This is a genomic window from Streptomyces sp. NPDC058231 (assembly GCF_042882275.1).
Classification (GTDB): domain Bacteria; phylum Actinomycetota; class Actinomycetes; order Streptomycetales; family Streptomycetaceae; genus Streptomyces.
Window position 1 is genome coordinate 37,540 of sequence record NZ_JBHVWN010000012.1, and the last position, 26,383, is coordinate 63,922.

Genomic DNA, 26,383 nt, shown 5'->3' on the forward strand with positions numbered 1-26,383 from the left:
ATCCGCGCAGAACCTCACCGGAGGAGAGGGCAGTCCGATGTCCGCCAAACGCTCACTCACGCGCGCACTCACCGAATTCGCGTGGCCCTTTGGAAGCCGCAGTGGCCAGAGGCCACGTCCGCTTGACCTCTTCCTTCTGGAAGGCACCGCGCCCGAAACAGCGCGGATAGTCGTTGAAGAGGTGATCCGGGAGGTGGCACCTGACGCGGCTTCGACGGACATTGATCTCATTTCCGACCTCCCCTGGCCTTCGGATGCCCAGGCCGCCCTCGCCGCCATCGTCGATGCGACGGGGGCTCGGGAAGGGGAGACTGCCGTAGTCCTGGACCTGACGGACGAACGGCAGCGCGAATGGTTCATCACCCTCGTGCCGCACACCATCTCCGCAGAGATCTGGGGGCCGACGGGATCCGGAGTCTCCTTCTCCGCAAGCGACACCGGAACGGTGATCGGGTGGAGGCTGCCTGCTGAGCGGTGGGAGAGGGTCCGCGCGCGGCTATGGCACCGAGACATCGACCCCGACACCGCAACACAAAGGGCTACCTGAGGCCGCCCTGACAGACGGTAATCGGAAGCAGCGCAAGCCCTCGATTACAGGTCACCTGATCACAGACTCCTACCAGTACGCTACCCCGTCAAGGGAGCCGGGCTGCGCCGGGCCAAGGCGGCGGGCGGCTTCCACACACCGCTCGTCGTTGTGGAGAGCGAGCCCGTCCGTTTCCCTGGTCGACCAGTCGGTGAAGATGTCCAGGGCCGGGCCGGCGAACGGGTCCTCGTCGCTGTCGTCGAAGAGATGGGTCAGCCGCAGCACTTCGGCACCGAACAACCGGCGGGATGGGTCCGGATGCGTGCACAGCGCCGCGGCAGCCGTCCAGGTCTCCTGATCGCGCCGGTGGGCCAGCAAAAGGGTGGCATTGCACCACGCGGTGTGGTCCTGGTCGGGGTACGTCAGGGCCCGGTCCATGAGCTCCTCGAAGGAGGTACGGATACCGAGCAGTTCCTCCAGGCGTGTGAGGATCGCCGCGTGCCCGTCCCGCACGGTCAACCCGCCGAGGGCGAGCTAGTCGACGCCGCTGAACTCGGCGTCCTGAATCCGGGTACGGACGACGGCATCCCGGGTCCCCGCGCGCCGCCGCAGTTCGGCTTCGACCCCCGTCTCGTGCCAATGGCGGGCAAGGTCCCGCGCCTCCAGAAGCTCGGTCTCGCGTACCGCCCACGGACCCTGCTGTCCACAAGCACCTCGACCAGCGCCGGCCGGGCCGAATCGACCGCCTCGTACAGCGGTAACACGTCCGGCCCGCACTGCCCGGGATCGGCGCCGAAATCGAGCAGCGGTTGGGCGCTCGACGCGGAGTACGACCCGACGGCAAGCCAGAACGCGAGCGTTCCGTCGGCGTCGCGCACGTCGGGATCACTGCCGCCCAAAAGTAGGCTCTCCACCAACTTGGCGTCCCCGGCCCGGACCGCGGAGATCAGGGGCGGCTCCAAGCCCGGGGCGCGGCTCACACCCGTAACCACGCCCATGTCCCTGCTCCCCCGTCGCATTCTCGCAGCGCGTGAAGTCCAGGGCCGCCGGTCCGGTCCCGCCGGCGGCGGAGCTGCTGCGCAACCCGGCCGGCCGGCGCGAGGAGCTGGTGTCCGGCCCCGGCACCATGGACCGGGCTGATGCTGGACCTGCGTCAGGACGCGGACGGACCGCTGTCGAGTGCCTGCGGGACTCGTGGAGCGACAGAGTCGACGCCGAGTTCGCCCCGCCCCTTCCACCGGCTCAGCGGCCGCCGAACCGGACCGGTAGGTCGTCCACCATCGACACGAGCGTGGAACCCCGCTTGTGCGGTGCCCCTACCACTTCGAAGTCGGGGAACCTGGCGAGGAGTTCGCCGAAAATGACGGCGGCCTCCATCCGGGCGAGCGGCGCACCGACGCAGATGTGCGGCCCGAAGCCGAAGGCCACGTTGCGCTTCACCGGCCGGGTGATGTCGAACTCCTCGGAGCGCTCCCAGACGTCCTCGTCGCGATTGGCGCTCTGGTAGAGCATCACGACGTAGTCGCCCTGGGCGATGGACTGCCCGCGGATCTCGGTGTCGGCCGTGGCGGACCGGCCGAAGGCGACCACCGGACTGACCATGCGCAGCATCTCCTCGACGGCCGGAGCCATCAGCTCCGGCTGCCGGACGAGCAGCGCCCGCTGGTCGGGGTGCTCGGACAGGAGTTGCAGGCCACCGGTGACCAGCCCGCGGGTGGTCTCGGTGCCGGCGCCCAGGAGCAGCTTGCAGAAGGTCAGCAGGTTGACCTCCGACAGAGGCTGCCCACGGAACTCCCCGTGCACCAGGGCCGATACGACGTCGTCCTTCGGATCGGACCGGCGCAGTGCGCACAGTTCGCGGAAGAACTCCAGCAATTCGGCGATGTTGGACGCGTGTTCAGGTTCTGTGCGGGCGTCCGTCTGGAGCATCGCGCTGTTGGTCCACCTCCAGAACTCCGGCCACCGGTCGCGGGGTACACCGAGGAGTTCGGCGATCACGTAGGTGGTGGCCGGAGCGGACAGGGCCTCCACTGCATTGCTGACCCTGTCGGCGTCGATCCCCTTCAGGAGGTCCCGGACGATTCGGCGTGCCTTGTCCGTCATGGCAGCGACGGCCTTCGGGGTGAAGGCCCCGGAGACGAGTCTGCGCAGCTCGGTGTGGTCGGGCGCGTCGCTGCGGATCATGTGGGAGGCGCCGGGCATGTGCGGGCCGTTGCCGTCGCGGTCGTGCGCGTCGGAGATCAGGGTGCCGCGCGTGGACGAGAAGAGGGTGGTGTCACGTCCGACGGCGCGGACGTCCTCGTACCTGGACAGGGCCCAGAAGTCGCCCTGCTCGCACCAGTGCACAGGAGACTCGGCCCGCAGCCGCGTATAGGCGGGATGGGGGTCGCCGGAGAAGAAGTCGGGGGCGGTCAGATCGGGCTGGAAGGCGGGGGTGGTGGTGATCGGCATGGCTGGCTCCAGCGGAGGCGGTTCAGGAGGTCACGGTGGTGCAGGCCACGTTCACCAGGAGATGGGACCGAGGCCCGCCTCGCGGCGGACGCCGTCGATGTGCAGACGGACCGAGTCGTGGACGGACCTCAGCTTCCAGTCGAACTCGGACACGGCACGACTGTTGTCGAAGACCTGTGCGTAACTGGGGGCGCGGTCCGGGTTCGCCGGGTAATCGATGACCCCACTGGGAAGCAACTCACCAAGAAGCGCTACGAGTTCCGCCATCGACACGTTGTGTCCGCAGGCGAGGTAGGTGTCGTGGCGGAGTGCGGGCCGAGTCAGCAGCTCGGTGAGCAGGGCGGTCAGGTCCTGGACCGCGATGACGTTGTCCCTGGCCTGCGGGCCGTACGGGGCGAGACCGGTCTCGCCCACGGCGAGCCGTTCGATCAGCCGGGACGGCCAGATGGTGCTGCCGGGACCGAGGATCGACGACGGCCTGACCTTCACCACCTCCATGCCGTGGACCTGTGCGTAGCGGTCGGCGACCGCCTCGTTGAGTGCCTTCATCCGGCCGTACATGCTGCGCGGGGCGAGCAGATCGTCCTCGGTCACCGGGCGGTCGCCGTACAACTCCTGGGGGCCGTAGGTGCCCACCGTGCTGGCCAGCAGCAGCCGGCGCACCCCGGTGAGCCGTGCCGCCTCCAGTACGTTCGTGATGCCTATGACGTTGATCTGCGAGGCGAGCAGGAAGTCGGAGAAGTCCGGTGACATGAGCGGACCCATGACGTACGACAGGCAGGCCACCTCGGAGATCTCGTGGCGTTGCATCAGGTCGACCATCTGGTCGAGGCGGGAGATGTCACCGCGCGCGTATGTGATCGACTCACCGGCACGGCCCTCCGCGTCGACGGGTGCGGTCACGTCACAGGCCACGACGTGGTGGCCGGCGGCGGCGAGGGTGTGCACGAGCTCGCGGCCCACCAGGCCGGAACTTCCCAGAACAAGAATGGACATGTGCTGTCTCCCGATGGCGGCGGGCCGCGAGGCCCGCCGGGTGAGGCCGCTCAGGCGCGGACGATGGTCTGGAACTCGATGTAGGCGTCGAAGCCCTCGGGGCCGCCCTCGCGGCCGAGGCCCGACTGCTTGAACCCGCCGAACGGCCCGAAGGGGTCCAGCGGGGACGGTGAGTTGACTGCCACGGAGCCCGCCAGGAACCGTCCGGCGACCTGCTCCGCACGGTCGGGATCGCTGCTCCACACGGCGCCCGCCAAGCCGTAGTCGGAGTCGTTGGCGAGCGCAACCGCCTCGTCCTCGTCGTCATAGGTGAGGACCGTGGCGACGGGCCCGAAGATCTCCTCGCGGGCGATGGTCATGTCCGGCGTGACCTCGTCGAAGAGTGTCGGCTCGACGTACCAGCCGCGGTCGAGGCCCGCACGGGAACCGCCGTGCACCAGCCGGGCTCCCTGCGAACGGCCCAGTGAGACCAGGCGTTCCACCCGGCTCCGCTGGCGCTCGGAGATCACCGGGCCGATCTGTGTGGCGGTGTCCTGCGGGTCCCCGACCCGCAGCGCCGCGACCGCTTCCGCCAGGGCTTCCACGGTCTGCCGGTGGCGTCGGCGGGGCACCAGGATGCGAGCCTGTGCGGCGCAGATCTGGCCGCTGTTGGCCATCGCCCCCATGACCAGGGCCTTGGCGGTGTCGGCCGTGGGCTCCAGGTCGTCAAGGAGCAGCGCCGCCGACTTGCCGCCCAGCTCCAGCGTGCAGCGTCGCAGGTCGTGGCCGCACAGTTCGCCGATTCGGCGGCCCACGGAGGTGGAGCCCGTGAAGCTCACCTTGTCGACGTCCGGGTGGCGGATCAGGTGCTCGCTCACCTCGGCCGACGCGGGGACGATATTCAGCACCCCGGGCGGCAGACCCGCGTCGAGGGCGCACTCCGCGAGCAACTGCGCGTGCAGCGGGGCCTCTTCCGATGGCTTGAGGACGATAGTGGCACCCGCGATCAACGCCGGGGCGAGCTTGAGGGCGCTGATGAACAGCGGCGCGTTCCACGGCACGATGGCGACCACCACGCCGACGGGCCTGCGGTGCACGCGCAGGGTGCGTCCGCGTGAGCCGTCCCGGGTCTCGGCCCACGGATAGCGTTCGGCGAGCTCGGTGTACGCCGCGAAAACCCCCTGCGTCTTGGCGATCTGACCGGCCGGAAGGGTAGCGCGGGGCAGGCCGACCTCGGCCGTGAGTACGTCGACGAACGCGTCGGCGCGTGCCGTGACGGCGTCCGCGAAGCGGCCGACGGCTGCTGTCCGCTCCTTGACGTCCAGGCCGGTCCAGCCGCCGTCGTCGAAGGCGCGCCGCGCCGCGGCGACGGCCCGGTCGGCGTCAGCGGCCGAGGCCAGCGGCACACTGCCGATCCGCTCCTCGGTGGCGGGGGAGTACACCTCCAGCCGTTCCGTGCTCCCTGGGGTGGTCCACGCACCGTCGATGAAGAGCTTCTGATGGTCCTGCACGAAGAGATCCTCGCTTTCGCGGGTACGGCTCGGTCCCGGCGTGAGCGACACAGCCGATACGGTGGGTGAAAGATAACTTCGCTGTCAGATATGGGTCAACGTCCATGTCGCGAATAATTGCGTGAGAGAGCCGACGGTCCGCTTTGTGGTTGAAAATCCTGGTGGACTGAGAAGCCAAGCCTGCTTCGTCCATTGCGACAGTGATGTCAGATGTATAGCTTTCCATGCAAGCAGAGTCGCATCCTCGGGAGGCAGTCATCAGCAACCACCAGCTCCGTCGGACGGCCGGGGGACTCGGCTGTTACGTCCTGCCCGGCGGCGTCGACGACCCCCGTGAGGGGCTGGCGCAGGCCCGGGCGGCCGAGCGCCTCGGCCTGGACGCCGTATGGATCGGCGAGCGGTACGACAGCAAGGACCTGCCGTCCCTCGCGGGCGCGATCGGACAGATCACCTCGCGGGTGCGGATCGGGGCGGCCGTCACCCACACCGGGCTTCGCCACCCCATGGTGCTCGCGTCCATGGGGCAGACCCTGCAGTCGCTGACCGGGGGCCGTTTCGTCCTCGGGTTCGGCCGCTCGGCGAGCTGGCGTTGGGACTCCTACGGCGTACCGGCGCCGACCCTGCGCTCCCTCGCCGACACCGCGGACATCCTGCGCCGGCTCTGGGCCGGTGAGACCGTCTCCTACGACGGACCCGCGGGCAGCTATCCGGGTCTCCGGCTGCCCCGGCGCCCCGATGTCGCACCGCCGCCCCTGCTGCTCGCCGCGGTCGGGCCGCGCACCCTCGAAGTCGCCGGAGCCTCCTACGACGGGGTGATCCTCCACCCGTTCCTGACGGTCGACGGGGTGCGGGAATCGGTTCGGCGAGTGCGGGAGGTCGCGGCACGGGCCGGGCGGGACCCCGACGCGGTGCGCTGCGTCGCCACGGTCGTCGTCGCCCCCGACGCTTCGCCGCCCGAGGAGGATCTGGCCGTCCGGGCGCGTGCCGCCGGCTACTTCTCCGTCCCCGGGCTCGGGGACGCACTGGTCCGTGCGAACGGCTGGGAAGCCGCCGACCTGGCCCGCTACCGAGACCAGCCCGCCCTCACGGCGCTCGGCGGGCTTCCCGCGGACAAACACCTCGGCCGCCCCGAACTCATCGCCCTGTGCGCGGGCATGCCCGACCACTGGATCCCGGCCTCCGCAGCACTCGGCGACGCGGACGACTGCGCGCGCAGGCTCGCCGACTACACGGCGGCGGGCGCCGACGAACTGATTCTGCACGGCATGGTCGGGGAACAGGTCGCCGCACTGTCGGCCCGCTACTCGGCGGTGTGGGGCGGGAGCACCGGTGCGCTCCGCTGAGGCCGGGCGGACGGACCCGGTCCTGCGGGCTCGTCTCGGACCGTGGCTGGCGGAAAGACTCGGTCCGGGCGTCCACGACGTGCGCGTGGGCGAGTCGCGTCTGCCCGGCGCCGGGCAGTCGGGCGACATCCTCATCTTCGACGTGAAGTGGGAGCAAACCGAAATCCCCCGGGAGGACGCCTTCGTGATGAAGCGTCAGCCGCCCTCGGACGGGATCTTCCTGGAAGCCGACGTCCTCGACGAGTACCGGACGCTGCGCGCGCTCGCCGGTACCGGGGTACCGGTGCCGAAGGTGATCGGAGCGGAGGAGGACCCCGCGGTGCTCGGGGCGCGCTTCTTCGTCATGGCCCGGGTGCCGGGGACCGTACCGACGGGGAAGCCGTCGATCCACACCGCCGGCTGGCTGCCGACGCTCACGGCGGCCGAGCGGCACCATGTGTGGGGCTCCGCGCTGGACGCACTGGCCGCCGTGCACCGTACCGACTGGCGGAACGCTCTCACCTTTCTGCCGGGTGCCGACGAGGCACTGCAGGCGGGGGAGCCGGGTCACAGGGCGGCGGGACGGAGAGCGCTCGCCGCGCATGTGGGCCGTCTCGGGCGCTGGTACCGATGGGCCACACAAGGCCGGCCCTTCCCGGTCACCGACGCGGCTTGGGAGTACCTGCAAGCACGGCTGCCCGAGGTACGGGGGAGTGAGCCGGTGCTGCTGTGGGGTGACGCCCGCCCCGGCAACATGATCTTCGGCGCGGATCTCTCGGCCGCCGCCGTCATCGACTGGGAGGTCGCCGCGATCGGGCCCGCGGAGATCGATGTGGCGCACTGGCTCGTCTTCGACGAATTCGCCACCCCGGAAGGGGTGGCACGGCTGCCCGGCTTCCCCGGCCGGGAGGAGATCCTCGACCGCTACGCGCGAGTGTCCGGCCGCACCCCGTACTGCCTCGACTACTTCGAGGTGCTGCAGAGCTTCTTCCTCGCCACCACCCTGATCCGGCAGGCCGACCTCGGCGTGAGCGCGGGCCGTTTTCCCGCCGGCACCGACATGGGGCGCGGCAACGCCGTCACCCGGAGTCTCGCCCGGCGTCTGGGCCTTCCCGTGCCCGAGCTCTCGCCGGACTATCTGCGCCATCGCACACCGTCCGGACCTGCCTCGCGCTGAACAGCACCCCGGCTTCCCGGCCGATGCTCCGACGGCCCCGGCAGTCCCGGCTTCCTGGCCGCTCCGACAGGAAGAACCCGCACCACCCACGGAAAACGCTCCGAAGGACAAGGACACTTGACGAATATGTCGCACACCGTCGTCGACACCGAAGCGGCCCTGCCGCCCGAAGGGCCCGTCCCGTGGAGGCACAACCCGGCCTGGGACACACCTGACGCCGAATCCTTCGGCGAGCTGCTGGGAGCGCTGCGGCGTGTCCACGCCACCGCCGCCTTCAGCGCGCCGCCCGCCGACCTCACCTCGGCACTCGTCGGTCCCCTGGAGGAGATCGCCGACCACCTCGCCGCCCACCGGGTCGGCGAGGACGAGCGCCTGGCCGGCGGTTCGGCCTCCGGCGGTCCCGGCCACCCGCTGCTCATCCCGTACGAGATCATCTCCTGCGAGGACCGCACCCTGCGCGCCGCCGTGGAGTTCGGACCCGCACACGTCGGCGGCAACGGCGCCGTGCACGGCGGCATGCTTCCGCTGCTCTTCGACGACGTGCTCGGCGTGTTCGTCGCCAGCCAGGAGGAATACCGCTGCCGGACCGCCTACCTCCATGTCAACTACCGCAGGGTCACTCCCATCCACCGGCCTCTGCGGATCGACGCCGTCATCGACCGGACGGAGGGCCGCAAGACCTACGTCACCGGCCGGCTCCACGAGGGGGATTCTCTGCTCGCCGATGTCGAAGCCCTCTTCGTCAGGCTGCTCCCGGGCCAGCCGTGAGCACCCATCCGGCACCAGGCCCGCCCCAGTTCGGGCTGTACGTCCCGCAGTTCCGGACGGACGTGGACACGGTGAGGTCCCTGGCCGTCGCCGCCGACACCCACGGCTTCGACTCGTTCTGGCTCATGGACCACCTCCTGACGCCGGGCGCCCCGCCCACCGACGTCCTGGAGAGCTGGACGCTCCTGACCGCGCTGGCCACCGCGACCCGCCGAGTGCGCCTCGGCCACCTCGTCGGCTGCAACCCGCTGCGGCCGCCGGCGCTGCTGGCGAAGATGGCCGCGACCGTTGACCACATCAGCGGCGGCCGGCTGGACCTCGGCCTGGGCTGGGGCTCGGTCGACGAGGAGCTCGTCGCCTTCGGGCTCGGTGACAGGTCCCGCGGTCGCAGGTCACGGGAGCTCGGGGAGACCCTGGAGATCCTGGCGAAGATGTGGACGGGCCAGCCCTTTGACCACATCGGTGAGACGTTCACGCTGCGTGGCGCCTACGGGCTGCCCACCCCTGTGCAGGGCCGTATCCCGGTGCACATCGGTGGAGCGGGACGGGCCCTGACGATGCCTCTGGTCGCCGCGCACGCCGACTGGTGGAACTGCCCCGGATCCGCCCGCCACCGGCTCTCCCGACTCGCGCCCCTGCGCGGCGGCGCGCGCATTTCCGCCCAGTACGCCGTGGGGCTCGTCGCTTCCGGGGCCGACCGGGCACAGGTCGAGTCCGCGGTCGCACGGCGGATGCCGGAACCGTCATGGGGGCGGCCCTTCGTGGGTACCGCAGGCGAACTGGTCGAGCTGTTCCACGCGGAGCGGGCCGAGGGCGTCGAACTGTTCGTCGTCCGCCTCCACGATCCGCGCAGCACCGAGGCCGTGGCGCACTTCGCCCACGAGGTCGCCGCGAAGGTCCGGTCCCGCACGGCCGGCGACGCACGAGCCACCCACTGAATATCCATGTCGACGACGAGGAGGACACGATGACGACAGGCCGACGACTGGTGGTGTGCGCCAGTCACAGCCCCGGTATGGAGCGGGACACGGAGAAGGCGCAGGGCAGGGAGTTCCGCGACGGGCTCGCCCGAGCCCGCGAGGAGGTGGCGGCGTTCGACCCCGAGCTCGTCATCCTCTTCGGCGGCGACCACCGCAGGGCCTTTCGCCACGTGGTCCCCGCCTTCGCGATCGCGCTGTCCGCGGGCGTCATGGCCGAGGCCGGGCACCCCGCGGCGACCCTGGACGTTCCCGGGGACACCGCCCGGGCGATGAGCGAGCACCTGCTGCGTTCGGGAATCGACGTCGCCGTGTGCCGGAAGATCGAGCTCGACCACGCCTTCGCCCAGCCGCTGCGCGACCTGCTCGGCGGCCTCGACCGGACGCCGGTGATCCCCCTGCCGGTCAACTGCGCGACCCCGCCGCTGCCCCCGGCCGAGCGGGCCCTCGCCTTCGGCCGCGCCGCGGGTTCCTTCCTGGACGGCCTGACGGAACGGGTCCTCGTCATCGGCACCGGCGGTCTCTCCCACTCACCGCCCAGCCTGGAGGTGGACACCTTCGAGCTCGCCGACGAGGAGCGCGCCCGGCTCATCGCCGTCGGCGCCGAGGACGCCCGCAAGAAGATCAATCCGGAGTGGGACGCCGCGTTCCTGGATGCCGTGGCCGCCTGGGACGAGCCCGCTCTCGTGAAACTGACCGGCGAGGCGACCGAGCGTGCCGGCGTCGGCGCGAACGAGGTACGCACCTGGCTCGCAGCCGGCGCGACCGGGGGCGGGGGACTGCGGACCCTGCGCTACCAGGTCGTGGAGGAGTGGATCACCGGGATGGCGGTGGCCGCGACGGGGTGAGGGAACCGCCCTCGCCGGGCCCACCTGTCCCCAGGGCCTTCGGCGGGCCGGCAGCGTCGCCGGCCCGCCGTGGGACCGATGCCTCAGCCTGCCGCCGCACTCGTCCGAAGGGCGCGACGGTCCACCTTGAGCATGGGCGTCAGCGGGAGCGCGTCGACGATCACGAGCCGGTCCGGTGACTTGTAGTCGGCCAGGTGACCGCGGGTGAACTGCCGCAGTTCCGCCAGGTCCGGAGGGGCGGCCGGGTCGCGCGGCACGACGAAGGCCACCCCGATCTCGCCGATCACCGGTGCCGCGGTACCCACGACGGCCGCCCGCGCGACTTCCGGATGCTCGCTCAGCACGTTCTCCACCTCCAGAGGATGGACGTTGTAGCCGCCGCGGATGTAGACGTCGGAGGACCGCCCGGTGAGTACCAGGTGACCCGCCTCGGTGTAGTGGCCCACGTCACCGGTATGCAGCCACCCCCCGGCGTCCAGCGCGGCCGCGCTCCGCTCGGGATCGCGCCAGTAGCCGCGCATCACCGCGGCTCCACGTACCCGCACGGCGCCGGTCCCGCCGGGCGGAAGCGGATGCTCCTCCTCGTCCACGACCCGTACCTCGACGCCGTTCTGCGGGCGCCCCACCGTACGGAACTGCACCTCGGGCGGGTCCTGTGGCTCCGTGCCGCTGATGCTGGGCGACTCCGTCATGGCGTAGCGCACGACGAGGGGCACCCCGAGGACCTCGTTGACCCTGCGCACCAGTTCGGGCGCGGCTGGGGCGGTGGCCGAGATCCCCAGGCGCAGGTGCGGCCACGGAGCACGCGCCGAGTCCGGGAGCTCGAGCAGCTTGGTCCACTGGGTGGGCACCCCGCCCGCGACAGTGATTCGCTCGGCGCCCAGGATCTCTGCCATCTCCGCGGCCTTCCACGGTACTTGGCCGATGACGAGGGTCGCCCCCCAGGCGAGCTGGTCCCAGACCTTCGCCATGTAGCCGGCGTGCGCGAAGGGCGTCGCGACGAGCTTGCGGTCGAACGGCGTGCTCATCACACCCGAGGTCCGCACCGCGGCCTCCAGGCCTGCGTGGTCGTACCAGGCACCCTTGGGGGTGCCCGTCGTCCCGCTCGTCCAGATGATCACCGCGGGGTCCGCCCGGGTGAGCTGGGGAAGAGCGCGCGGACGCGTGCCTGCGTGCCGTGCGGTGTTCAACGCCTTTGCGGAAAACACCGGTTGCGTGACGTCGGGGAGGAGGCCGTCCTCCTCGTCCCGGATGACGAGCGCCGGGCGGCAGCGGTCGAGCACGGCGTGCGTCTCGCGCGGGCCGAGGCGGGTGTTGAGCCCGGTGACGACGGCGCCCAGGCGCACCACCGCCGCGTAGGCCACCGCGTAGGCGGCGCCCGAGGGCAGCATGAGCGCGACGACGTCGCCCCGCTCCACGCCGCGCGTGGCCAGCTCACCGGCGACCGCGTCCGCCTGCCGGTCCCACTCGGCGAAGCTGATCCGCTCGCCGCCGTCCACATAGGCCTCGCGGGAGCCGAACTGCGCGGCCGCAGCGGTCAGCGCCTCGCCGAGGGAGGCGTACGAGCCGCGCAGCACCGGCGCGGGGAGCTGAGGGGTATCTGTCATCCCCACAACATATCTAACTGGAACGTCATTTGTGGAGAGGGGCTGCATCGGGAAAACGCTGCTGATGTGCACGGGTCTTGCTCGGCCGTCCCGCGCGAGGCTATTTTCTGCACGCAGCGCACTTCTGACTCTGTGTGTTCTTTTCTCTCGAAGGGAAGTGTCATGCCAACCGGCTCCGCACCCCCGCACTACCGCGCGCTGACCGCGGCCCGACTCGACCGCCTCCCCTATGGCCCGTTCCACCGCCGCGTCCTGGTCTGCGCGGTCGTCGCCTTCCTTTTCGAGGTCGGCGACCAGACCGCCGCCGGCATGGTCGCCCCTTCGCTGCCCGAGCGGCTCCACACGAACCTCGACGGCGTCGCCTTCGTCATCTCCTCGATGTACCTCGGTCTCCTCGTCGGCTCGATCATCGCCGGGCGGGGCGACCGGTACGGCCGACGGCAGATGCTCACCTGGGGCATCGTCCTGATGTCGGTCTTCTCCGGACTCAGCTCGCTCTCGGTCAACGTGCCGATGCTCGTCGGGATCCGCTTCATCGCAGGGATCGGCCTCGGGCTCACCTACATCAGCATGATTGTCTACCTCGCGGAGGTGTTCCCTCCGCGCCGCCGGGCGTTCGGCCTCGGCCTGGGAATCGGCTGCGGCGCCGTCGGCTCGATAGGGCTGACCCACCTCGCGCGCGCTGTGATCCCGATGGGCGAGAACGGCTGGCGCGTGATCTTCGCCGTCGGCATCCTCGGGCTGATCGCGTTGCCCGCGATCCGCGCGATCCCCGAGTCCCCGCGCTGGCTCGCCGCCGAGGGCCGCGAGGACGAGGCGGAGGCGGTGCTCGGCGCCATCGAGCGCGACCTTGAGCGGCGCAAGGGAGCCCCGCTGCCTGTCCCGGTGCCCGCACCGCTCGAGACGCCGGAGGCCGAGGGGGACGGCGGGCCCGGCGAACTCTTCCGGGGACGGCTGCTGTTCGGGATGGTCATGGTGATGATCGTGTGGGTCTGCCACTCGCTCGGCATGCAGATCATGAACAGCTGGACGCCCTCCCTGCTCGGCTTGCGCGGCTTCACCCCGGACGAGGCGCTCTCGATGTCCTCGACGATGCTCTACGGGACAGTGCTCGGCTCGACCGTCACCGTCCTGTTCGGGCACCGCTTCCCGCGCCGCGCGGCCATCGTCGGCTTCATGTCGGTGGCCGCCGTCGCCATGGCCGTCTTCGGGCTCTCGACGAACCAGGTCGCGATTGTGCTCGCGGGCGCGGTCGTCCAGTTCACCGTGGGCACGGGGCTGCCGATGATCGCCGCGTACGCGGCCGAGCAGTTCCCCACCGACCTGCGTGCGCGTGGCAGCGGCATCGGCTACTCGGTCGGACGGCTCACCAACGTCATCGCACCGTTCACCATCGCGAGCGTTCTCGGGGCGCTCGGCACCAACGCCATCGGGTGGCTGGGCTTCCTCGCCTGGGGGCTCATCTCGGTCGTCGTCCTCGCGCTCGGCGGGCGCAGCGCGACGGCGATCCACAAGCCGGTGCCCACCGTTGAACCGGAGGCCCCGGCGGCGGTCGGCTGAGCGCGCCCACGCGTGAGCGCGGGCCGGGAGTTCTCCTCCTGGCCCGCGCACGCGCATCTTCCGACGGGGGAGTCAGTCGCTGGACGGCAGCGGCTTGGCGGTCTTCTGTACGAGGGTGAGGGCCCCGAGCGACAGGGAGCCTGCCCCCGCGTGGGTGACGAGGAGTTCGAGGTTCCCGTCCGGGTCCGTGTACCGCTTGCCGAGGGCGCTGCCCGCGGTGAACGCGGAGTGGAGGACGAGCCCCTGGGCGGGCGTCGCTGTCAGGTCGATCATCGGGTGCCCGCCGCACCGGACCTCCGGGTCGCCGGCCACGCGGACGACGATGACCTCGGTCGCACAGCACTGGCTGCGCAGTCGGACTCCGGGCTTCAGCACTGGTTCTCTCCGTTCTTTGCCGCGGCGATGAATCCCACGACGATGTCCTTGCGAAGGATCTTTCCGGTGGCCGTCGTCGGCAGTTCCTCCCGGAAGACGATGTGGTCGGGGGTGCGTGAACCGCGCAGTCGCGCGCGGACGTAGGCGCGTAGCTCCTCCGCCTGCGCCACGGCCCCCGGAGCGGGCACCACGGTGGCGAGGATCGCCTGGCCCCACTGTGCGTCCGGCACCCCGACGACGGCGACGGAACTCACCTCCGGGTGCTCCACCAGGACGTCCTCGATCTCGGCCGGGGCGATGTTCTCGCCGCCGCGGATGATGGTGTCGTCGGTCCGTCCGACGACGAACAGATAGCCCTCCGCGTCCTGGTGGGCGAGGTCACGGGTGGGGAACCAGCCGTCCGCGTCCAGAACCGACCCCGTACCGAGGTACTCACCGGAGATCTGTGGGCCGCGCACCCACAGTTCGCCCTGCTCCCCGGCGGCGGCCGGCGAGCCGTCCGGCCGGCGGATGAGGGCCTCGACCCCCGGTACCGTCAAGCCGATCGAGCCGAGCCGCGCCCGCACCGCGGGGTCGTCGCTCTCCATTGCGGCCCGGTGGTCCTCGGGGCCGAGCAGCGCGATGGTCGAGCTGGTCTCGGTGAGCCCGTAGGCGTTGACGAAACCCACGTCGGGCAGCGCTTGCAGCGCGGTCTCCAGGAGGGGACGCGGCATGCGGTCGCCGCCGTACGAGAGGGACCTGAGGGTGGGGATCACCGCGGGAGCCCCGTCCAGGTGGCGGACGATGCGCTCCAGCATGGTGGGCACCACCATCGCGGACGTCGCCCCCTCACTCCGGGCGAGGCCGAGCCAGCGGCCGGGCTCGAAGTCCGGCAGGTACACCAGGCGGCGGCCCGCGTACAGGTTGGTCAGCACCGTGCCCGTACCGGCGACGTGATAGGGCGGCACGCTGATGAGGGCCGCGTCGCTCTCGTCGGCCGAGTCGAACTCGACCGTGCCCATCACGTAGCTCAACAGGTGGCTGTGGCGCAGCACGACGCCCTTGGGCGCGGAAGTGGTCCCGCTGGTGAACAGAACCACCGCGGGATCGTCGGGGCCGACGTCGGCGGCGGGCAGGGGGTCCCTGGCCCGGGCGACAGTCCGGTCCCGGAACTCGTCCAGCGTGAGGACCGGGGCCCCGGCATCCGCCACGGCGGGGAGATACCGCGGATCGACGATGACGACGGCGCCCTCGATGCGGCGGATCAGCGACGTCAGCTGTTCTTTGCCGAGGCGATAGTTGAGCGGCGAGAACGGGATGCCCGCGTGGGCCGCGGCGAACAGCACCGTGGCCTGTTCGACCCCGGACCCGGCCAGGAAGACGGCATGGCGGGCGCCCTGGTCGCGCAGGACGCTTCCGGCCCCGGCGACCGACTCGGCGAACTGCTCGCAGGTCAGGGTCACATCGTCGGCGGTGACCACCGGCCGGCCGGGATGGCCGGCGAGGGCCATCTCGAGGATCAGCGAAATACTCATGGTGTGGTCGTCCGATCGCGGCTGCTCGAAGCGGAGTGATGGGAGCGGACGGGCGGCACGGCCGTCACTTCGGCCCGAAGCGCAGCGCTCCGTCGAGGCGGATGACCTCGCCGTTGAGATAGTCGTTGGAGGCGATGTGCGCCACGAGCGCGGCGTACTCGGAAGGGCTTCCCATGCGCTGCGGGAAGGGGACCCCGGAGCCCCAGCGCTGCTCGGCCGTCTCGCGGTCCATGCGGAACGCGGGGGTGAAGAAGGTGCCGGGAGCGATGGCCATGACCCGGACACCGGCCTTCGTCAGGTCGCGGGCGGCCGGAAGGGTCAGCCCGACGACACCGGCCTTGGCGGCGGAGTACGCGGTCTGGCCGATCTGGCCCTCGTAGGCGGCGATGCTCGCGGTGTTGACCACGACACCCCGGTTGCCCGCCTCGTCGGCGGGGTTCTTCGCCATCGCCGCCGCGGTCAGCCGCAGCACGTTGAACGTGCCGTTGAGGAACAGATTGACGTACCACTGGAACTGGTCGAACGAGGCGGGTTCGCCGTCTTTGCCCACCACGCGGGAGGCGCCCGCCCCACCGCCGTGGGCGTTGACCGCGATACCCAGCGGGGCCATCTCCTGGGCCGCGGCGATCGCGCCGCGCACGCTCTCCTCGTCCAGGACGTCCGTGCGTACGTAGACGGCCCGGTCGCCCAGGTCCGCCGCGAGGGCCTTGCCGCGGTCGTCGTCCAGGTCCGCGACGACGACGGCCGCGCCCTCGGCCGCGAGCCTGCGGACCGTGGCCTCGCCGAGGCCGCCGGCGCCGCCCGTCACGAGTGCCGATACCCGACTGATGTCCATGTCGGAATTCCTCTCCCGCGCTCGAGTCGCGAAGATGACAGCTCTGTCAGAAAGATGGAAACACGTTGATCGCGTGGTGTACAGGGGTGCGACAAGAACAGGTGGGAGTCGCTGGTGTGATCCCCCGTCGCGTGAACCATGCGAAGTTATCGAAAGTGTCAGATGGGTGGTGCGGTCAGGTGGCTGAAGAACCCCCGGCGCACACTGAAGACGAGCAGATCGACGATCTGCTCCTCGCCCATGGGAATCTCGGTCTCCTCGCGCATGGCCTCCGGCACGCGGGTCAGCAGGGCGCGGAACAGCAGTGTTCCGGCGAGCGGATCGAAGGGGTAGTCACGCCGCACGGAGGTCAGCACCTCCAGCAACGCCCGGTCCAGCACCCCCTGGGCATGTGCCCCCAGGGCGACGATCACCCCGCCCTCCGCCAGCCGCTCCGACCACACGTCCACCGAGCCCCGGTAATGGTCCAGGAAACGCACGAAGTCCCGTAGCCACGGGCGCAGGGCCGCGTCGTCGAAGACGTCGACCCGGCGCAGCCGGCCGGCCAGTTCGACCGTCGCGGCCGTCGCCTCGACGCACACGGTGTGCAGCAGGTCCTGCTTCTCGTGGAAGTACTTGTAGAAGGTGCCGCGCGCGAGGCCCGCCGAGGCCACGATGTCGTCGACGTTCGTCCGGTGGTAGCCCTTCGCGGCGAACTGCTTCGCCGCCGCCACCACCAACCTCTCGACCGTCGCGACCGCCCGCGGGCTCAGCCCGCGCACCCGTGTGCGCAGCGAGAGCGCCTCGCACTCGGGCGGCGGGGGAACGACCGGCGTGTACGGCGTGACGGTGGAGAGGAAGGGGAGCAGTACCTCATTTGGGGTGTCCGGGAAGAGCACCAGCTGGAGGAAGACCGACAGGGCCTGCGTCAGCTCCTGGCTGTCGGCCTCGTACACCCGGCCGGTGTGGCGGAACAGGTGCAGCCGGTGCACCACCGCGGTCATCGCCACGGCGGCGGACTCCGGGTCCACGCCGGACACGTCGGCGGCCTCCAGGCGCGCGGCCATGCGGTGGTTGTAGCCCTCGACGAAGTGGATGACCTCGGGTCGCACCGCAGGGTCGGCCGAGGCCACCAAGGACCACTGCACGAACATCGTCCGGTACTTGTCGAAAACCCAGCTCCACTCACCCAGCCACCAGTTGAGGTTGTCGAAGCCGATCTCGGTGGGTCCGAGCTCACCGATCCGCCGCGCGACCCGCACCAGGGCACGGGCACACTCGTCCATGAGCTCCAGGAAGATCTGGTCCTTGCCCGGGAAGTACTGGTAGAGCGTGGCGCGGGAGACTCCGGCGGCGCGTGCGATGGCCTCGACGGAGGTGTGGTGGAGGCCGAGCTCGTCGAAGAGGCCCAGTGAGGCGTCGACGATCCTGCGCCGGGTGTGAGCGCCCCGGGCGCCCACCTCGGGACTGGTCGGACCGTAGCTGGTGCGGCGGACGGCGGATGCAGGGCCGGGCAGGGTGGGCGCCCGGGGCTGGAGCCCTCTGCCGGGGCCGGGCGGGTGCGGCGGTGTCGGTGACGGCATGGCGGTCTAGGGCCTTTCGTTTGGATCAGGCTGGATCAGGGAGCGGGGTCTGGTGCCGTGCATCGCAAGGCGGAGGAGGGGGAGTCATGGCGGAGCCCTGACGACCGACGACAACGCGGCGAGGTGCGGTGCCAGATCCCGCGAGCCCAGCCTGATCCAAACGAAAGGCTCTAGGAGCCGGATGGCACGACGAAGTCGGCGCTGCCGCTGATGGCGACGCCGCCGGTCTGCCGCGCGCAGGTCAGCGCGACGGTGACCAGCCGCGCACCGTTGTCGGACGGCCGGACCCCGGTGACCTCGCCGGAGCAGCTCAGCACGTCGCCGGGCCACACCTGTTCACGAAAGCGCACCTGGAACCGCCGCACTCCGCGCGCGCCGAGCCAGTCCGTGGCGAAGCCGGCGAGGAGCGCCGCCTGGTGCATGCCCTGGGAGAAGACCGAGGGATACCCGGCCGCGCGGGCCTGCCGGTCGTCGTAGTGCATCGGGTTCAGGTCTCCCGATGCCCCCGAGTACCGGACGAACATCTGCGTGGTCAACGGGCCGAATGTGCGCGGCCCGGCCTTGGCGCCGACGACGATCGTCTCCGTACTCTCACTCATGACCTGCCTCCTTCGGCGCTGTCTCGATATAGGTCGCCCGTGCCTCGGCGAGCAACTCGCCTTCAGGTGAGCGGAATTCGGTGACGACCACCGCGAAGCGCATCTTGCCGCCGCGTCGTCCGGCCTTTGCGTACCGCTCCACGAGCCGTTCCCGGGCCACCAGCACGGCACCAGCCTCGGGCGGGGGGCCGTGGAAGACGTACTCCTGTTCGCCGTGGAGCAGCCGGGCCCGGACGAAGCCGGTGTCGATCCGGCCTCCATCGGGGGCCCAGCGCACGGCCGAGGTCAGGAAGGTCGGCGGAATCACCGCTCCCGCACCCTGGTAGGAGGGGTTGTCGGACTGCATGGCGGCCGCGAACTCGCGGATCTTGCCCTGCTCCACGCGGACTTCGTACGGCGTGGCGCTCGCGCCGACCGCGGTGGGTTCCGCGGATGACGTGGTCATGTGTCTCACCTCTTGATGTTCTGGCGCGCCCGGTGCTGCCGGCCGCGCGGTGTCCGGAGACAGGAATCGGAAAGGTGAGTGCCGGCCCCGGCCGGATCGGCACTCTCTAGAGAACGGCTCCCGCCACCTTCAAATCGATGATTTCCTCCATCGACAGGCCCAGTTCCTGCAGCACCTCGTCCGTGTGCTCCCCGTGCTCGGGGGCCCTGCGCACCGTGCCGGGCCGCTCGTCGAACTGCACGGGCGCGGAAACCAGCTTGAAGTCGTTTCCGCTCGCGTCCGTCACGTCGGCGATGATGTCGTTGGCGAGGACCTGCTGGTCGCTCACCATCTCGCGGGGGCGCTGCACGGGGGCCCAGGCGCCGTTGATGTCCTTGAGGATCTCCCGCCACTCGGCGAGGGTCTTCTTCGCGAAGCCGGCGGAGATCGCTTCGGTGCAGCCGTCCGTGTTCGCCATGCGCTTGGCGTGGCTGTCGAAGCGCGGGTCGTCGATGAGTTCGGGGCTGCCGAGTACGTGCATGAGCTCGGGCCAGAAGCGGTCGCTCTCCAGCATGACGATGGCGATGTAGCGCCCGTCCGCGGTGCGGTAGCTGTTCACCATGGGGTTGGCCGGACGGTCGGGAGTCGACTTGGGCATCTCGTCGATCGCGAAGGCGTGGGCACCCGCGATGGTGGCGCCCATGGCCCAGGCGCCCATGGCCAGCAGCGAGCCGTCGACGGTGAGCGCCTCGCCGGTGCGCTCGCGGTGCAGCAGCGCGGAGGAGACCGCCCCGGCCAGGGTGAGTCCGCCCATGACGTCGCCGAACGCCGGGCCCGGCATGGTCACCGGGTAGCCGAGGGCGGTCGGGCTGACGTTGTGGGCGGCTCCACTGCGGGCCCAGAAGGAGGTCAGGTCGTAGCCGCCCAACTCGCTCTCCGGCCCGCGCTGTCCGGCGGCGGAGCCGCGGACATAGACGATGCGGTCGTTGTGCGCGCGCACGTCCTCGACATCGATGCCGAGCTTCCTGCGCGCCGCGGGACGGAAGTTGGTGAGAAAGACATCGGCCTCGGCGACCAGCTTCATCAGCGTGGCGTGGCCCTGTGGGGACTTGAGATCGAGGCCGACGCTGCGCTTGCCCCGGTTGGGCAGCTCGAACATGTGGTTGACGCCACCGGCGGGGACCAGGCCCGACGTCACGAGACCGCGCTGGGGGTCACCGGACTCCGGGTGCTCGATCTTGATGACGTCGGCGCCCCACTCGGTGAGGATGGCGCCGGCCACCGGTACATAGGTCCAGGCGGCCACTTCCACGACCCGGATACCACTCATGACTTCGGCCATGGCACGACTTCCTTTCGGTGCGCGCGAACCGGCCGTCCTGCGGGGCGGCCCGATCGGTGGCAACCTGTCTACTGTCAGAAAATCTGACGCTGTGTACATTATGGTGCTCGGCCCTGACTGTCGATAGGTGGGCTGATGAGCCTTGGGTCGATGTTCTTCTGACGCTTCCGTCCTCTGTAGGTCGTAGGCCGGCGTATGGACGGCCGCGACTCGTGATGTTCATACACGACTGTCAGAGAGTGGTCCAGAGGGGCGGCGGGCCTTGGGTGCGAAACCCGCGAAGAGCCCGACGTATGGCGACGAAATCACGTGATTCCAGGGTGGGAGGCCCCCGGCTATTTCGTGACGCCACTATCAGATGTTACGGTCCGAGCGGCTGGTGACGCGGAGGTCACGACGAGTTGGCCCACCGGGTTCACCAGGCCGACGACGGCACCTGGTGCCGCAGTTGATCCCGGAGGAAACCCATGTCAGAACAGCCGGGCCGCATACTTCCGGAGATAACGGAGGAATCGAGAGCGTTCTGGACCGGTGGCTTCGAGGGAAAGCTCCTCATCCACCACTGCGAGTCCTGTGGACGCTCGTTCCACCCCCCGGTCGGCGCCTGTTTTCGCTGTCGCAGCCGCGAGGTCGGACCGAAGGCCGTCTCGGGACGCGCCAAGGTCGCGGCGTACACGATCAATCACCATCCCTGGCTGCCGGCGTTCCCGCCGCCCTACGTCATCGCCGCGGTAGAACTGGACGACGAGCCGGATGTCCGGCTCACCACCTGCCTGGTCGACTGCGAGGTCGACCGCGTCGAGGTGGGGATGCCCGTCGAGGTGGTCTTCGACGAGCAGGAGGACGTGGCCCTTCCGTTCTTCAGGCCGGTGAGCGCATGACCTTCGTCGACGACCGCGCTGTCATCACCGGTGTCGGGCAGTCGCAGATCGGCCGCAGGATCGGCCGCAGCGGCATCGACCTCGCGCTGGAGGCCGCCGAGCGGGCCGTGCGCCACGCCGGAATCGACTGGGACGCCATCGACGGGGTGGCGAGCTACCCGGGCCCGGTCGCCGCGGAGGCCGGCTTCGTCGGAGCCACCACGCACGACGTGCGGGACGCCCTCGGACTGCGTACCCGCTGGCACACCAGTTCCGTGGAGACATCGGGCCAGATCGGCACGTTGATGGATGCCGCCGCGGCCATCGCCACCGGCCGTGCTACGCACGTGCTGTGCTTCCGGGCGGTGTGCGAGGCCACGGCTCAGGCCGGGGGCAGGGCCGCGGCCCTCGCGGACAAGGCCCGACGGGCCTCCGGTCACGGCGAGTTCCGGATGCCCTTCGGTGCCGCTTCGCCCGCCAACTGGATCGCCATGTACGCCCAGCGATACATGCACGACTTCGGCCTCACCCGGGAGCAGATCGGCAAGCTCGTGATCAACGCCCGCACCAACGCGGGCCGCAATCCGAACGCGATCTACCGGCAGCCGATGACGATGGACGACTACCTGGGCGCTCGGCTCATCTCCTGGCCGCTCGGTCTGTACGACTGCGACGTGCCCTGCGACGGCGCGACCGCGGTGATCCTCTCCCGTCGTGAGGAGAGCGGCGGTCTCGCGCAGACGCCGATCGCCATCGAGGCGGCCGGATCCGCGCTGTACTCCCGTCACTCCTGGGACCAGCGGCCGGATCTGACCACCATGGGCGCCCATGACGCCGCGTCCGCCATGTGGGAGACCACCGACCTCACCCCGGCCGACGTGGATCTCGCGACGCTCTACGACGGCTTCAGCTATCTGTGCACGCAGTGGATCGAGGCCCTGGGCTTCGCCGAGCACGGCAAGGTCGGGCCGTTCCTCGACGACACCGACCGCTACCGGCTGGAGGGCAGCCTGCCCATCAACCCGCACGGCGGACAGCTGTCGGCCGGACGTCTGCACGGCTACGGCTTCCTGCACGAGGCGTGCGTACAGCTCTGGGGCCAGGCGGGCGACCGGCAGGTTCCCAAGGATGTGGCCGTCGCCGCCGTCGGTATCGGCGGCGGCCCCGAGGCCGGCTGTCTCCTGCTGCGCAGGGACGCCTGACCGCGCCGGAGCCGCACCGCGGCCCCGCACCACGCATCATCGCGCGCGGCCCCGAGCCGCGCCGTCCCGACGGGGCAGACCCCGCCGAGGCTCCAGTTTGGAGGAAACTTGCCGCTTCAGGACCACATGCAACTCATCTCGGTGGACGACCACCTGATCGAGCCCCCGTCCCTGTGGGCGGACCGGCTGCCGAAGAAATTCCTCGACGCCGGCCCCCGCATCGTCGAGAGGGACATGAGTAACGAGACCGGGGACGAGGGCCTGTCCGCGGCCCTCCTCACCGCTGCCCGGCACGGGGAGCAGGGCAGCAAGCGACTGGCCCAGGTCTGGCAGTACGAGGGCCGCATCTACCCGAACATCGGACTCAACGCCGTGGCCGGCAAGCGGCCCCAGGAGTACGGGATGGACCCCACCCGGTACTCCGACATGCTGCCGGGCTGCTACGACGTGCACGCCCGCGTCGCCGACATGGACATCGACGGTGTCCAGGCCGCCCTGTGCTTCCCGTCCTTCCCCCGGTTCTCCGGCACGGTGTTCCTGGAGGGCAAGGACAAGGAGCTGGCACTGCTGTCGGTCCAGGCATGGAACGACTTCCAGCTCGACGAGTGGGCCGCCGCGTACCCGGACCGCATCATCCCTATGATCATTCTGCCGCTGTGGGACCCGGAGGCCGCGGCACGGGAGATCTACCGGTGTGCGGCCAAGGGCGCCAGGGCGATCACCTTCCCGGAGAACACGGTCGGACTTGGTCTGCCCTCCTTCTACACCGACCACTGGGACCCGGTCTTCCGGGCCGCGCAGGAGACCGGGATGCCGCTGTGCATGCACTTCGGCTCCTCGGGCAAGCCGCCGATCACCTCCCCGGAGGCCCCGATGGCGGTCATGATCTCGCTGTTCGGCACCAACTCGATGGACGCGACGGCCGACCTGCTGTTCTCCCCGGTGTTCCACAAGTTCCCCGAGTTGAAGATCGCCCTGTCCGAGGGCGGCATCGGCTGGGTGCCGTACCTGTTGGAGCGCATCGACCTCACCTGGGAGAAGCACCGCTGGTACCAGAACGTCAACAGGGAGGTCCGTCCCTCGGACCTGTGGCGCAAGCACTTCTACGGCTGCTTCATCGACGACCTGGAGGGCGTCGTCCGGCGCGAGAAGGTCGGCGTCGACAACATCATGTGGGAGTGCGACTACCCGCACTCGGACTCCAACTGGCCCAAGAGCCGCCATTATGTCTCCGAATTGATGAACGATGTGCCGGACGAGGAGGTCCACAAGATGGTGGAGTGGAATGCCAGGCGTGTATTCAACTTCCCCCGTGTCGAATGACTGTGAAGGTGAACGGTGATTCCGTCGGCTGACGGAATCAGCTGCCCGATCCGGCCGGTCCGGCGGCGAAAGAATGCATCCGCGTGCACGGTGAAGAATTCCGCATGGAATGAAACCCCCGCCGCGGGTGCATTTTTTATTTCCCTTGCGAGTAATTGCGTTCTGCGGGGCGGGTCATTAGATTTCCGCGTATGGCCGATCAGAAGACAACCACCGAAGAAGCCGTCGGCGAAGCTGGGTTGGACGCCGCTGCCCTGTCCCGCTGGATGGATGAGAAATCTCTGCCGGGGGCGGGAGAACTGGCCAAGATCAGGCCTCTGTCCGGGGGATCGCAGAACGAGCTGTACGAGATAAGCCGCGGCGGCAGCTCCTTCGCGCTGCGGCGGCCGAGCCGGGCGACACCCGGCCAGGCGAAGGTCCTGATGCGCGAGGCGCGGCTGCTGAGGGCCATCGCCGGCACCGACGTCCCCCACGCCCGGCTGCTGGCAGCCACCGACGACGCGGACGTCCTCGACAGGCCCTTCTACCTCATGGAACTCGTCGACGGCTGGAGCCCCATGCAGGGCGGCTGGGCGGCGCCCTTCGACGCAGACCTCCGGGCGCGCGCCGGACTGGCCCGCCAACTCGTCGACGGCGCCGCCAGGATGGCCCGCGTCGACTGGAAGGCCGTCGGTCTCGAAGGCTTCGGCAAGCCGGACGGCTTCCTCGACCGCCAGGTCGACCGCTGGCTCTCCCATCTGTCGGGCTTCGGCTTCCGCGAACTGCCCGGGCTCGACGAGGCCGCCGCCTGGCTGCGCGCCCACCGCCCGACCTCGTTCCGGCCCGGCATCATGCACGGTGACTACCAGTTCGCCAACGTCATGTTCCGGCACGGCGCCCCTGCCGAACTCGCCGCGATCATCGACTGGGAGATGGCCACCATCGGCGACCCGTTGCTCGACCTCGGCTGGGTCCTGGTGGCCTGGCCGCCCGAGGGGGACGACATGACGGAGTCGCGCTACCTCGACTACGCGGGTATGCCTGCCAGGGACGACCTGCTGGAGCACTACGCCTCGGTCAGCGGACTGGACGTCACCGAGGTCGACTACTACGTGGTGCTTGCCCGCTTCAAGCTCGCCATCGTGCTGGAGGCCAGCGTCGCCCGCTACGCCAAGGGCCAGGCCGACGAGCGGGTCTCGCGGTTCGGGCCTATGGTCCTCGAACTCATGCGCAAGGCCGCGGAACTGGCCCGCACGACCACCCTTCGCTGAGGCGAGCCGTAACGACCTCACCCGCGACAGCGAGCGGGCGCCCCACGCCCTGCGCCGCACCGCCACCGCAGCCACACCGAAAAGGAGCCGACATGGCCTGGGACTTCGAGACGGACCGCGCGTTTCAGCAGAAGCTGGACTGGGCCGAGGGGTTCGTCCGGGAGGAGATCGAACCGCTGGACCTCGTCTGGCCGCACGACAACTACAAGCCGCTCGACGATGAGCACCGCAAGGTCGTCGACCCGCTCAAGCAACGGGTGCGCGAGCAGGGGCTGTGGGCCTGCCATCTTGAGCCCGCCCTCGGCGGTCAGGGGTACGGGCAGGTGAAACTGGCGCTGCTCAACGAGATTCTGGGCCGTTCCACCTGGGCCCCCGTCATCTTCGGCACCCAGGCGCCCGACACCGGGAACGCGGAGATCCTCGCCCACTTCGGCACCGAGGAACAGAAACGCACCTACCTCCAGCCGCTGCTCGACGGCGAGATCTTCTCCTGTTACTCGATGACCGAGCCGCAGGGCGGCTCCGACGTGTCCGGCTTCGGGACGACCGCCGTGCGCGACGGTGACGAATGGGTCATCAGCGGCCGGAAGTTCTTCTCCTCCAACGCCCGCTACGCCGCCTTCTGCATCGTCATGGCGTACACGGACAAGGAGGCCGGCCCGCACGGCGGCATGTCCATGTTCCTGGTGCCCACCGACACGCCGGGTCTGACCATCGAGCGCAATCTCGCCTTGATACACGAACCGGCCGAGGAGGGCTCCGAGGGCTACCTCCACTACGACGATGTCCGGGTCCCTGCGACGGCGCTGCTGGGGGAGGAGGGCAAGGCGTTCGAGGTGGCCCAGGTCCGCCTCGGCGGCGGCCGGGTCCACCATGCGATGCGTACGGTGGGGCTGGCCCAGCGGGCTCTGGACATGATGTGCGAGCGGGCGTTGTCGCGCACCACCCGGGGCCGGCTGCTCGCGGAGCGGGAGACGGTGCAGACGTACGTCGCCGAGTCCTACGCGCAACTCGCCCAGTTCCGGCTGTTCGTCCTGCAGACGGCCTGGAAGATCGAGAAGACGCAGGACTACGCGCAGTGCCGCAAGGACATCAGCGCGATCAAGTTCCTCACGCCGAAGGTCCTCCACGACATCGTGCAGCGGGCGATCCAGGTGCACGGCGCGCTCGGCGTCACCCAGGACACCCCGCTCGCCAAGATGTGGGTGACCGCCCCGGTGATGGGCCTGGTGGACGGCCCGACCGAGGTGCACCTGCGGCAGGTGGCCCGACAGGTCCTCAAGGAGTACCGGCCGGCGGAGGGGATGTGGCCCACCGACCACATCCCCTCGAAGATCGAGGCGGCCCACAAGAAGCTCGGCATCGCCTGACGGCG

The 26,383-nt window shown here is 70.1% G+C and carries 24 protein-coding genes; 12 read left to right on the plus strand and 12 right to left on the minus strand.

The genetic code is table 11. The features are described 5' to 3' along the window. The first annotated feature begins 37 nt into the window (after positions 1-37). A complete protein-coding gene (locus tag ACFVXE_RS11450; RefSeq protein WP_389670820.1) occupies positions 38-547 on the plus strand; it encodes a hypothetical protein in 510 nt (169 codons plus the stop codon). Between the two features lie 69 nt (positions 548-616). Here the strand turns inward: ACFVXE_RS11450 and ACFVXE_RS11455 are convergent, their stop codons facing one another. From ACFVXE_RS11455 to ACFVXE_RS11470, 4 genes are all read right to left on the minus strand, one after another. Continuing rightward, on the minus strand, positions 617-1,045 hold the full coding sequence (locus ACFVXE_RS11455; RefSeq protein ID WP_389670821.1) for a hypothetical protein: 429 nt from the start codon (positions 1,043-1,045) through the stop codon (positions 617-619). A gap of 723 nt (positions 1,046-1,768) precedes the next feature. Then, complete coding sequence (locus ACFVXE_RS11460) at positions 1,769-2,977, minus strand: cytochrome P450 (protein ID WP_389670822.1); 1,209 nt, start codon at positions 2,975-2,977, stop codon at positions 1,769-1,771. A gap of 51 nt (positions 2,978-3,028) precedes the next feature. Beyond that, complete coding sequence (locus tag ACFVXE_RS11465; protein WP_389670823.1) at positions 3,029-3,973, minus strand: NAD-dependent epimerase/dehydratase family protein; 945 nt, start codon at positions 3,971-3,973, stop codon at positions 3,029-3,031. A gap of 50 nt (positions 3,974-4,023) precedes the next feature. After that, on the minus strand, positions 4,024-5,463 hold the full coding sequence (locus tag ACFVXE_RS11470) for an aldehyde dehydrogenase (RefSeq protein ID WP_389670824.1): 1,440 nt from the start codon (positions 5,461-5,463) through the stop codon (positions 4,024-4,026). A gap of 224 nt (positions 5,464-5,687) precedes the next feature. Between ACFVXE_RS11470 and ACFVXE_RS11475 the strand changes: the two genes are divergently transcribed. From ACFVXE_RS11475 to ACFVXE_RS11495, 5 genes are all read left to right on the plus strand, one after another. After that, the gene (locus ACFVXE_RS11475; RefSeq protein WP_389670825.1) at positions 5,688-6,806 is read left to right on the plus strand and encodes a TIGR03857 family LLM class F420-dependent oxidoreductase; all 1,119 of its coding nucleotides are present in this window, start codon (positions 5,688-5,690) and stop codon (positions 6,804-6,806) included. An 85-nt stretch (positions 6,807-6,891) separates the two neighbouring features. Then, on the plus strand, positions 6,892-7,962 hold the full coding sequence (locus ACFVXE_RS11480; protein WP_389670826.1) for a phosphotransferase family protein: 1,071 nt from the start codon (positions 6,892-6,894) through the stop codon (positions 7,960-7,962). A 126-nt stretch (positions 7,963-8,088) separates the two neighbouring features. After that, entirely contained in the window at positions 8,089-8,730 is a 642-nt protein-coding gene (locus ACFVXE_RS11485) for a PaaI family thioesterase (RefSeq protein WP_389670931.1), read from the plus strand. Continuing rightward, positions 8,727-9,668 (plus strand): LLM class flavin-dependent oxidoreductase, encoded by a 942-nt coding sequence (locus ACFVXE_RS11490; RefSeq protein WP_389670827.1) that lies wholly within the window; start codon positions 8,727-8,729, stop codon positions 9,666-9,668. The genes ACFVXE_RS11485 and ACFVXE_RS11490 overlap by 4 nt, the downstream gene beginning before the upstream one ends. A 29-nt stretch (positions 9,669-9,697) precedes the next feature. After that, a complete protein-coding gene (locus ACFVXE_RS11495) occupies positions 9,698-10,555 on the plus strand; it encodes a 3-carboxyethylcatechol 2,3-dioxygenase (RefSeq protein ID WP_389670828.1) in 858 nt (285 codons plus the stop codon). An 83-nt stretch (positions 10,556-10,638) separates the two neighbouring features. Here ACFVXE_RS11495 and ACFVXE_RS11500 read toward each other — a convergent pair whose 3' ends face one another. Beyond that, positions 10,639-12,162, minus strand: coding sequence for a class I adenylate-forming enzyme family protein (locus ACFVXE_RS11500; protein ID WP_389670829.1), 1,524 nt, complete (start codon positions 12,160-12,162; stop codon positions 10,639-10,641). 162 nt (positions 12,163-12,324) lie between these two features. Here ACFVXE_RS11500 and ACFVXE_RS11505 point away from each other — a divergent pair, with 162 nt between their 5' ends. Then, positions 12,325-13,722 (plus strand): MFS transporter, encoded by a 1,398-nt coding sequence (locus ACFVXE_RS11505; protein WP_389670830.1) that lies wholly within the window; start codon positions 12,325-12,327, stop codon positions 13,720-13,722. Between the two features lie 72 nt (positions 13,723-13,794). On the opposite strand, the gene ACFVXE_RS11510 is transcribed toward ACFVXE_RS11505, so the two are convergent. From ACFVXE_RS11510 to ACFVXE_RS11540, 7 genes are all read right to left on the minus strand, one after another. Next, the gene (locus tag ACFVXE_RS11510) at positions 13,795-14,097 is read right to left on the minus strand and encodes a hypothetical protein (RefSeq protein WP_389670831.1); all 303 of its coding nucleotides are present in this window, start codon (positions 14,095-14,097) and stop codon (positions 13,795-13,797) included. Next, positions 14,091-15,611, minus strand: a complete 1,521-nt coding sequence (locus tag ACFVXE_RS11515; protein ID WP_389670832.1) for a class I adenylate-forming enzyme family protein — start codon at positions 15,609-15,611, stop codon at positions 14,091-14,093. Before ACFVXE_RS11515 ends, ACFVXE_RS11510 begins: the two co-directional genes overlap by 7 nt. A 64-nt stretch (positions 15,612-15,675) precedes the next feature. Continuing rightward, positions 15,676-16,446 (minus strand): SDR family NAD(P)-dependent oxidoreductase, encoded by a 771-nt coding sequence (locus ACFVXE_RS11520; protein ID WP_389670833.1) that lies wholly within the window; start codon positions 16,444-16,446, stop codon positions 15,676-15,678. A 158-nt stretch (positions 16,447-16,604) separates the two neighbouring features. After that, positions 16,605-18,008, minus strand: coding sequence for a TetR/AcrR family transcriptional regulator (locus tag ACFVXE_RS11525; protein ID WP_389670834.1), 1,404 nt, complete (start codon positions 18,006-18,008; stop codon positions 16,605-16,607). Positions 18,009-18,178: 170 nt separating this feature from the next. Next, on the minus strand, positions 18,179-18,607 hold the full coding sequence (locus ACFVXE_RS11530) for a MaoC/PaaZ C-terminal domain-containing protein (protein WP_389670835.1): 429 nt from the start codon (positions 18,605-18,607) through the stop codon (positions 18,179-18,181). Continuing rightward, the gene (locus ACFVXE_RS11535) at positions 18,600-19,052 is read right to left on the minus strand and encodes a MaoC family dehydratase N-terminal domain-containing protein (RefSeq protein ID WP_389670836.1); all 453 of its coding nucleotides are present in this window, start codon (positions 19,050-19,052) and stop codon (positions 18,600-18,602) included. Before ACFVXE_RS11535 ends, ACFVXE_RS11530 begins: the two co-directional genes overlap by 8 nt. Positions 19,053-19,158: 106 nt before the next feature. Then, positions 19,159-20,373, minus strand: a complete 1,215-nt coding sequence (locus tag ACFVXE_RS11540; RefSeq protein ID WP_389670837.1) for a CaiB/BaiF CoA transferase family protein — start codon at positions 20,371-20,373, stop codon at positions 19,159-19,161. A gap of 467 nt (positions 20,374-20,840) precedes the next feature. On the opposite strand from ACFVXE_RS11540, the gene ACFVXE_RS11545 reads away from it, so the two are divergent. The 5 genes from ACFVXE_RS11545 to ACFVXE_RS11565 all read left to right on the plus strand — a co-directional run bounded on the left by ACFVXE_RS11545 (position 20,841) and on the right by ACFVXE_RS11565 (position 26,378). Next, positions 20,841-21,254, plus strand: coding sequence for a Zn-ribbon domain-containing OB-fold protein (locus tag ACFVXE_RS11545; protein ID WP_389670838.1), 414 nt, complete (start codon positions 20,841-20,843; stop codon positions 21,252-21,254). Continuing rightward, positions 21,251-22,435, plus strand: a complete 1,185-nt coding sequence (locus ACFVXE_RS11550) for a thiolase family protein (protein WP_389670839.1) — start codon at positions 21,251-21,253, stop codon at positions 22,433-22,435. Before ACFVXE_RS11545 ends, ACFVXE_RS11550 begins: the two co-directional genes overlap by 4 nt. A gap of 108 nt (positions 22,436-22,543) precedes the next feature. Then, positions 22,544-23,758, plus strand: a complete 1,215-nt coding sequence (locus tag ACFVXE_RS11555; RefSeq protein ID WP_389670840.1) for an amidohydrolase family protein — start codon at positions 22,544-22,546, stop codon at positions 23,756-23,758. A gap of 191 nt (positions 23,759-23,949) precedes the next feature. Continuing rightward, positions 23,950-25,008, plus strand: a complete 1,059-nt coding sequence (locus ACFVXE_RS11560) for a phosphotransferase family protein (protein WP_389670841.1) — start codon at positions 23,950-23,952, stop codon at positions 25,006-25,008. A gap of 92 nt (positions 25,009-25,100) precedes the next feature. Next, complete coding sequence (locus ACFVXE_RS11565) at positions 25,101-26,378, plus strand: acyl-CoA dehydrogenase family protein (protein ID WP_389670842.1); 1,278 nt, start codon at positions 25,101-25,103, stop codon at positions 26,376-26,378. Positions 26,379-26,383: the final 5 nt, after the last annotated feature.

Excerpts from the sequence above, each read along its gene's own strand:
- ACFVXE_RS11450 (WP_389670820.1), top strand. The coding sequence starts at position 38 with ATGTCCGCCAAACGCTCACTCACGCGCGCACTCACCGAATTCGCGTGG.
- ACFVXE_RS11460 (WP_389670822.1), bottom strand. The coding sequence starts at position 2,977 with ATGCCGATCACCACCACCCCCGCCTTCCAGCCCGATCTGACCGCCCCC.
- ACFVXE_RS11465 (WP_389670823.1), bottom strand. The coding sequence starts at position 3,973 with ATGTCCATTCTTGTTCTGGGAAGTTCCGGCCTGGTGGGCCGCGAGCTC.
- ACFVXE_RS11475 (WP_389670825.1), top strand. The coding sequence starts at position 5,688 with ATGCAAGCAGAGTCGCATCCTCGGGAGGCAGTCATCAGCAACCACCAG.
- ACFVXE_RS11485 (WP_389670931.1), top strand. The coding sequence starts at position 8,089 with ATGTCGCACACCGTCGTCGACACCGAAGCGGCCCTGCCGCCCGAAGGG.
- ACFVXE_RS11495 (WP_389670828.1), top strand. The coding sequence starts at position 9,698 with ATGACGACAGGCCGACGACTGGTGGTGTGCGCCAGTCACAGCCCCGGT.
- ACFVXE_RS11500 (WP_389670829.1), bottom strand. The coding sequence starts at position 12,162 with ATGACAGATACCCCTCAGCTCCCCGCGCCGGTGCTGCGCGGCTCGTAC.
- ACFVXE_RS11505 (WP_389670830.1), top strand. The coding sequence starts at position 12,325 with ATGCCAACCGGCTCCGCACCCCCGCACTACCGCGCGCTGACCGCGGCC.
- ACFVXE_RS11515 (WP_389670832.1), bottom strand. The coding sequence starts at position 15,611 with ATGAGTATTTCGCTGATCCTCGAGATGGCCCTCGCCGGCCATCCCGGC.
- ACFVXE_RS11520 (WP_389670833.1), bottom strand. The coding sequence starts at position 16,446 with ATGGACATCAGTCGGGTATCGGCACTCGTGACGGGCGGCGCCGGCGGC.
- ACFVXE_RS11525 (WP_389670834.1), bottom strand. The coding sequence starts at position 18,008 with ATGCCGTCACCGACACCGCCGCACCCGCCCGGCCCCGGCAGAGGGCTC.
- ACFVXE_RS11530 (WP_389670835.1), bottom strand. The coding sequence starts at position 18,607 with ATGAGTGAGAGTACGGAGACGATCGTCGTCGGCGCCAAGGCCGGGCCG.
- ACFVXE_RS11535 (WP_389670836.1), bottom strand. The coding sequence starts at position 19,052 with ATGACCACGTCATCCGCGGAACCCACCGCGGTCGGCGCGAGCGCCACG.
- ACFVXE_RS11540 (WP_389670837.1), bottom strand. The coding sequence starts at position 20,373 with ATGGCCGAAGTCATGAGTGGTATCCGGGTCGTGGAAGTGGCCGCCTGG.
- ACFVXE_RS11545 (WP_389670838.1), top strand. The coding sequence starts at position 20,841 with ATGTCAGAACAGCCGGGCCGCATACTTCCGGAGATAACGGAGGAATCG.
- ACFVXE_RS11550 (WP_389670839.1), top strand. The coding sequence starts at position 21,251 with ATGACCTTCGTCGACGACCGCGCTGTCATCACCGGTGTCGGGCAGTCG.
- ACFVXE_RS11560 (WP_389670841.1), top strand. The coding sequence starts at position 23,950 with ATGGCCGATCAGAAGACAACCACCGAAGAAGCCGTCGGCGAAGCTGGG.
- ACFVXE_RS11565 (WP_389670842.1), top strand. The coding sequence starts at position 25,101 with ATGGCCTGGGACTTCGAGACGGACCGCGCGTTTCAGCAGAAGCTGGAC.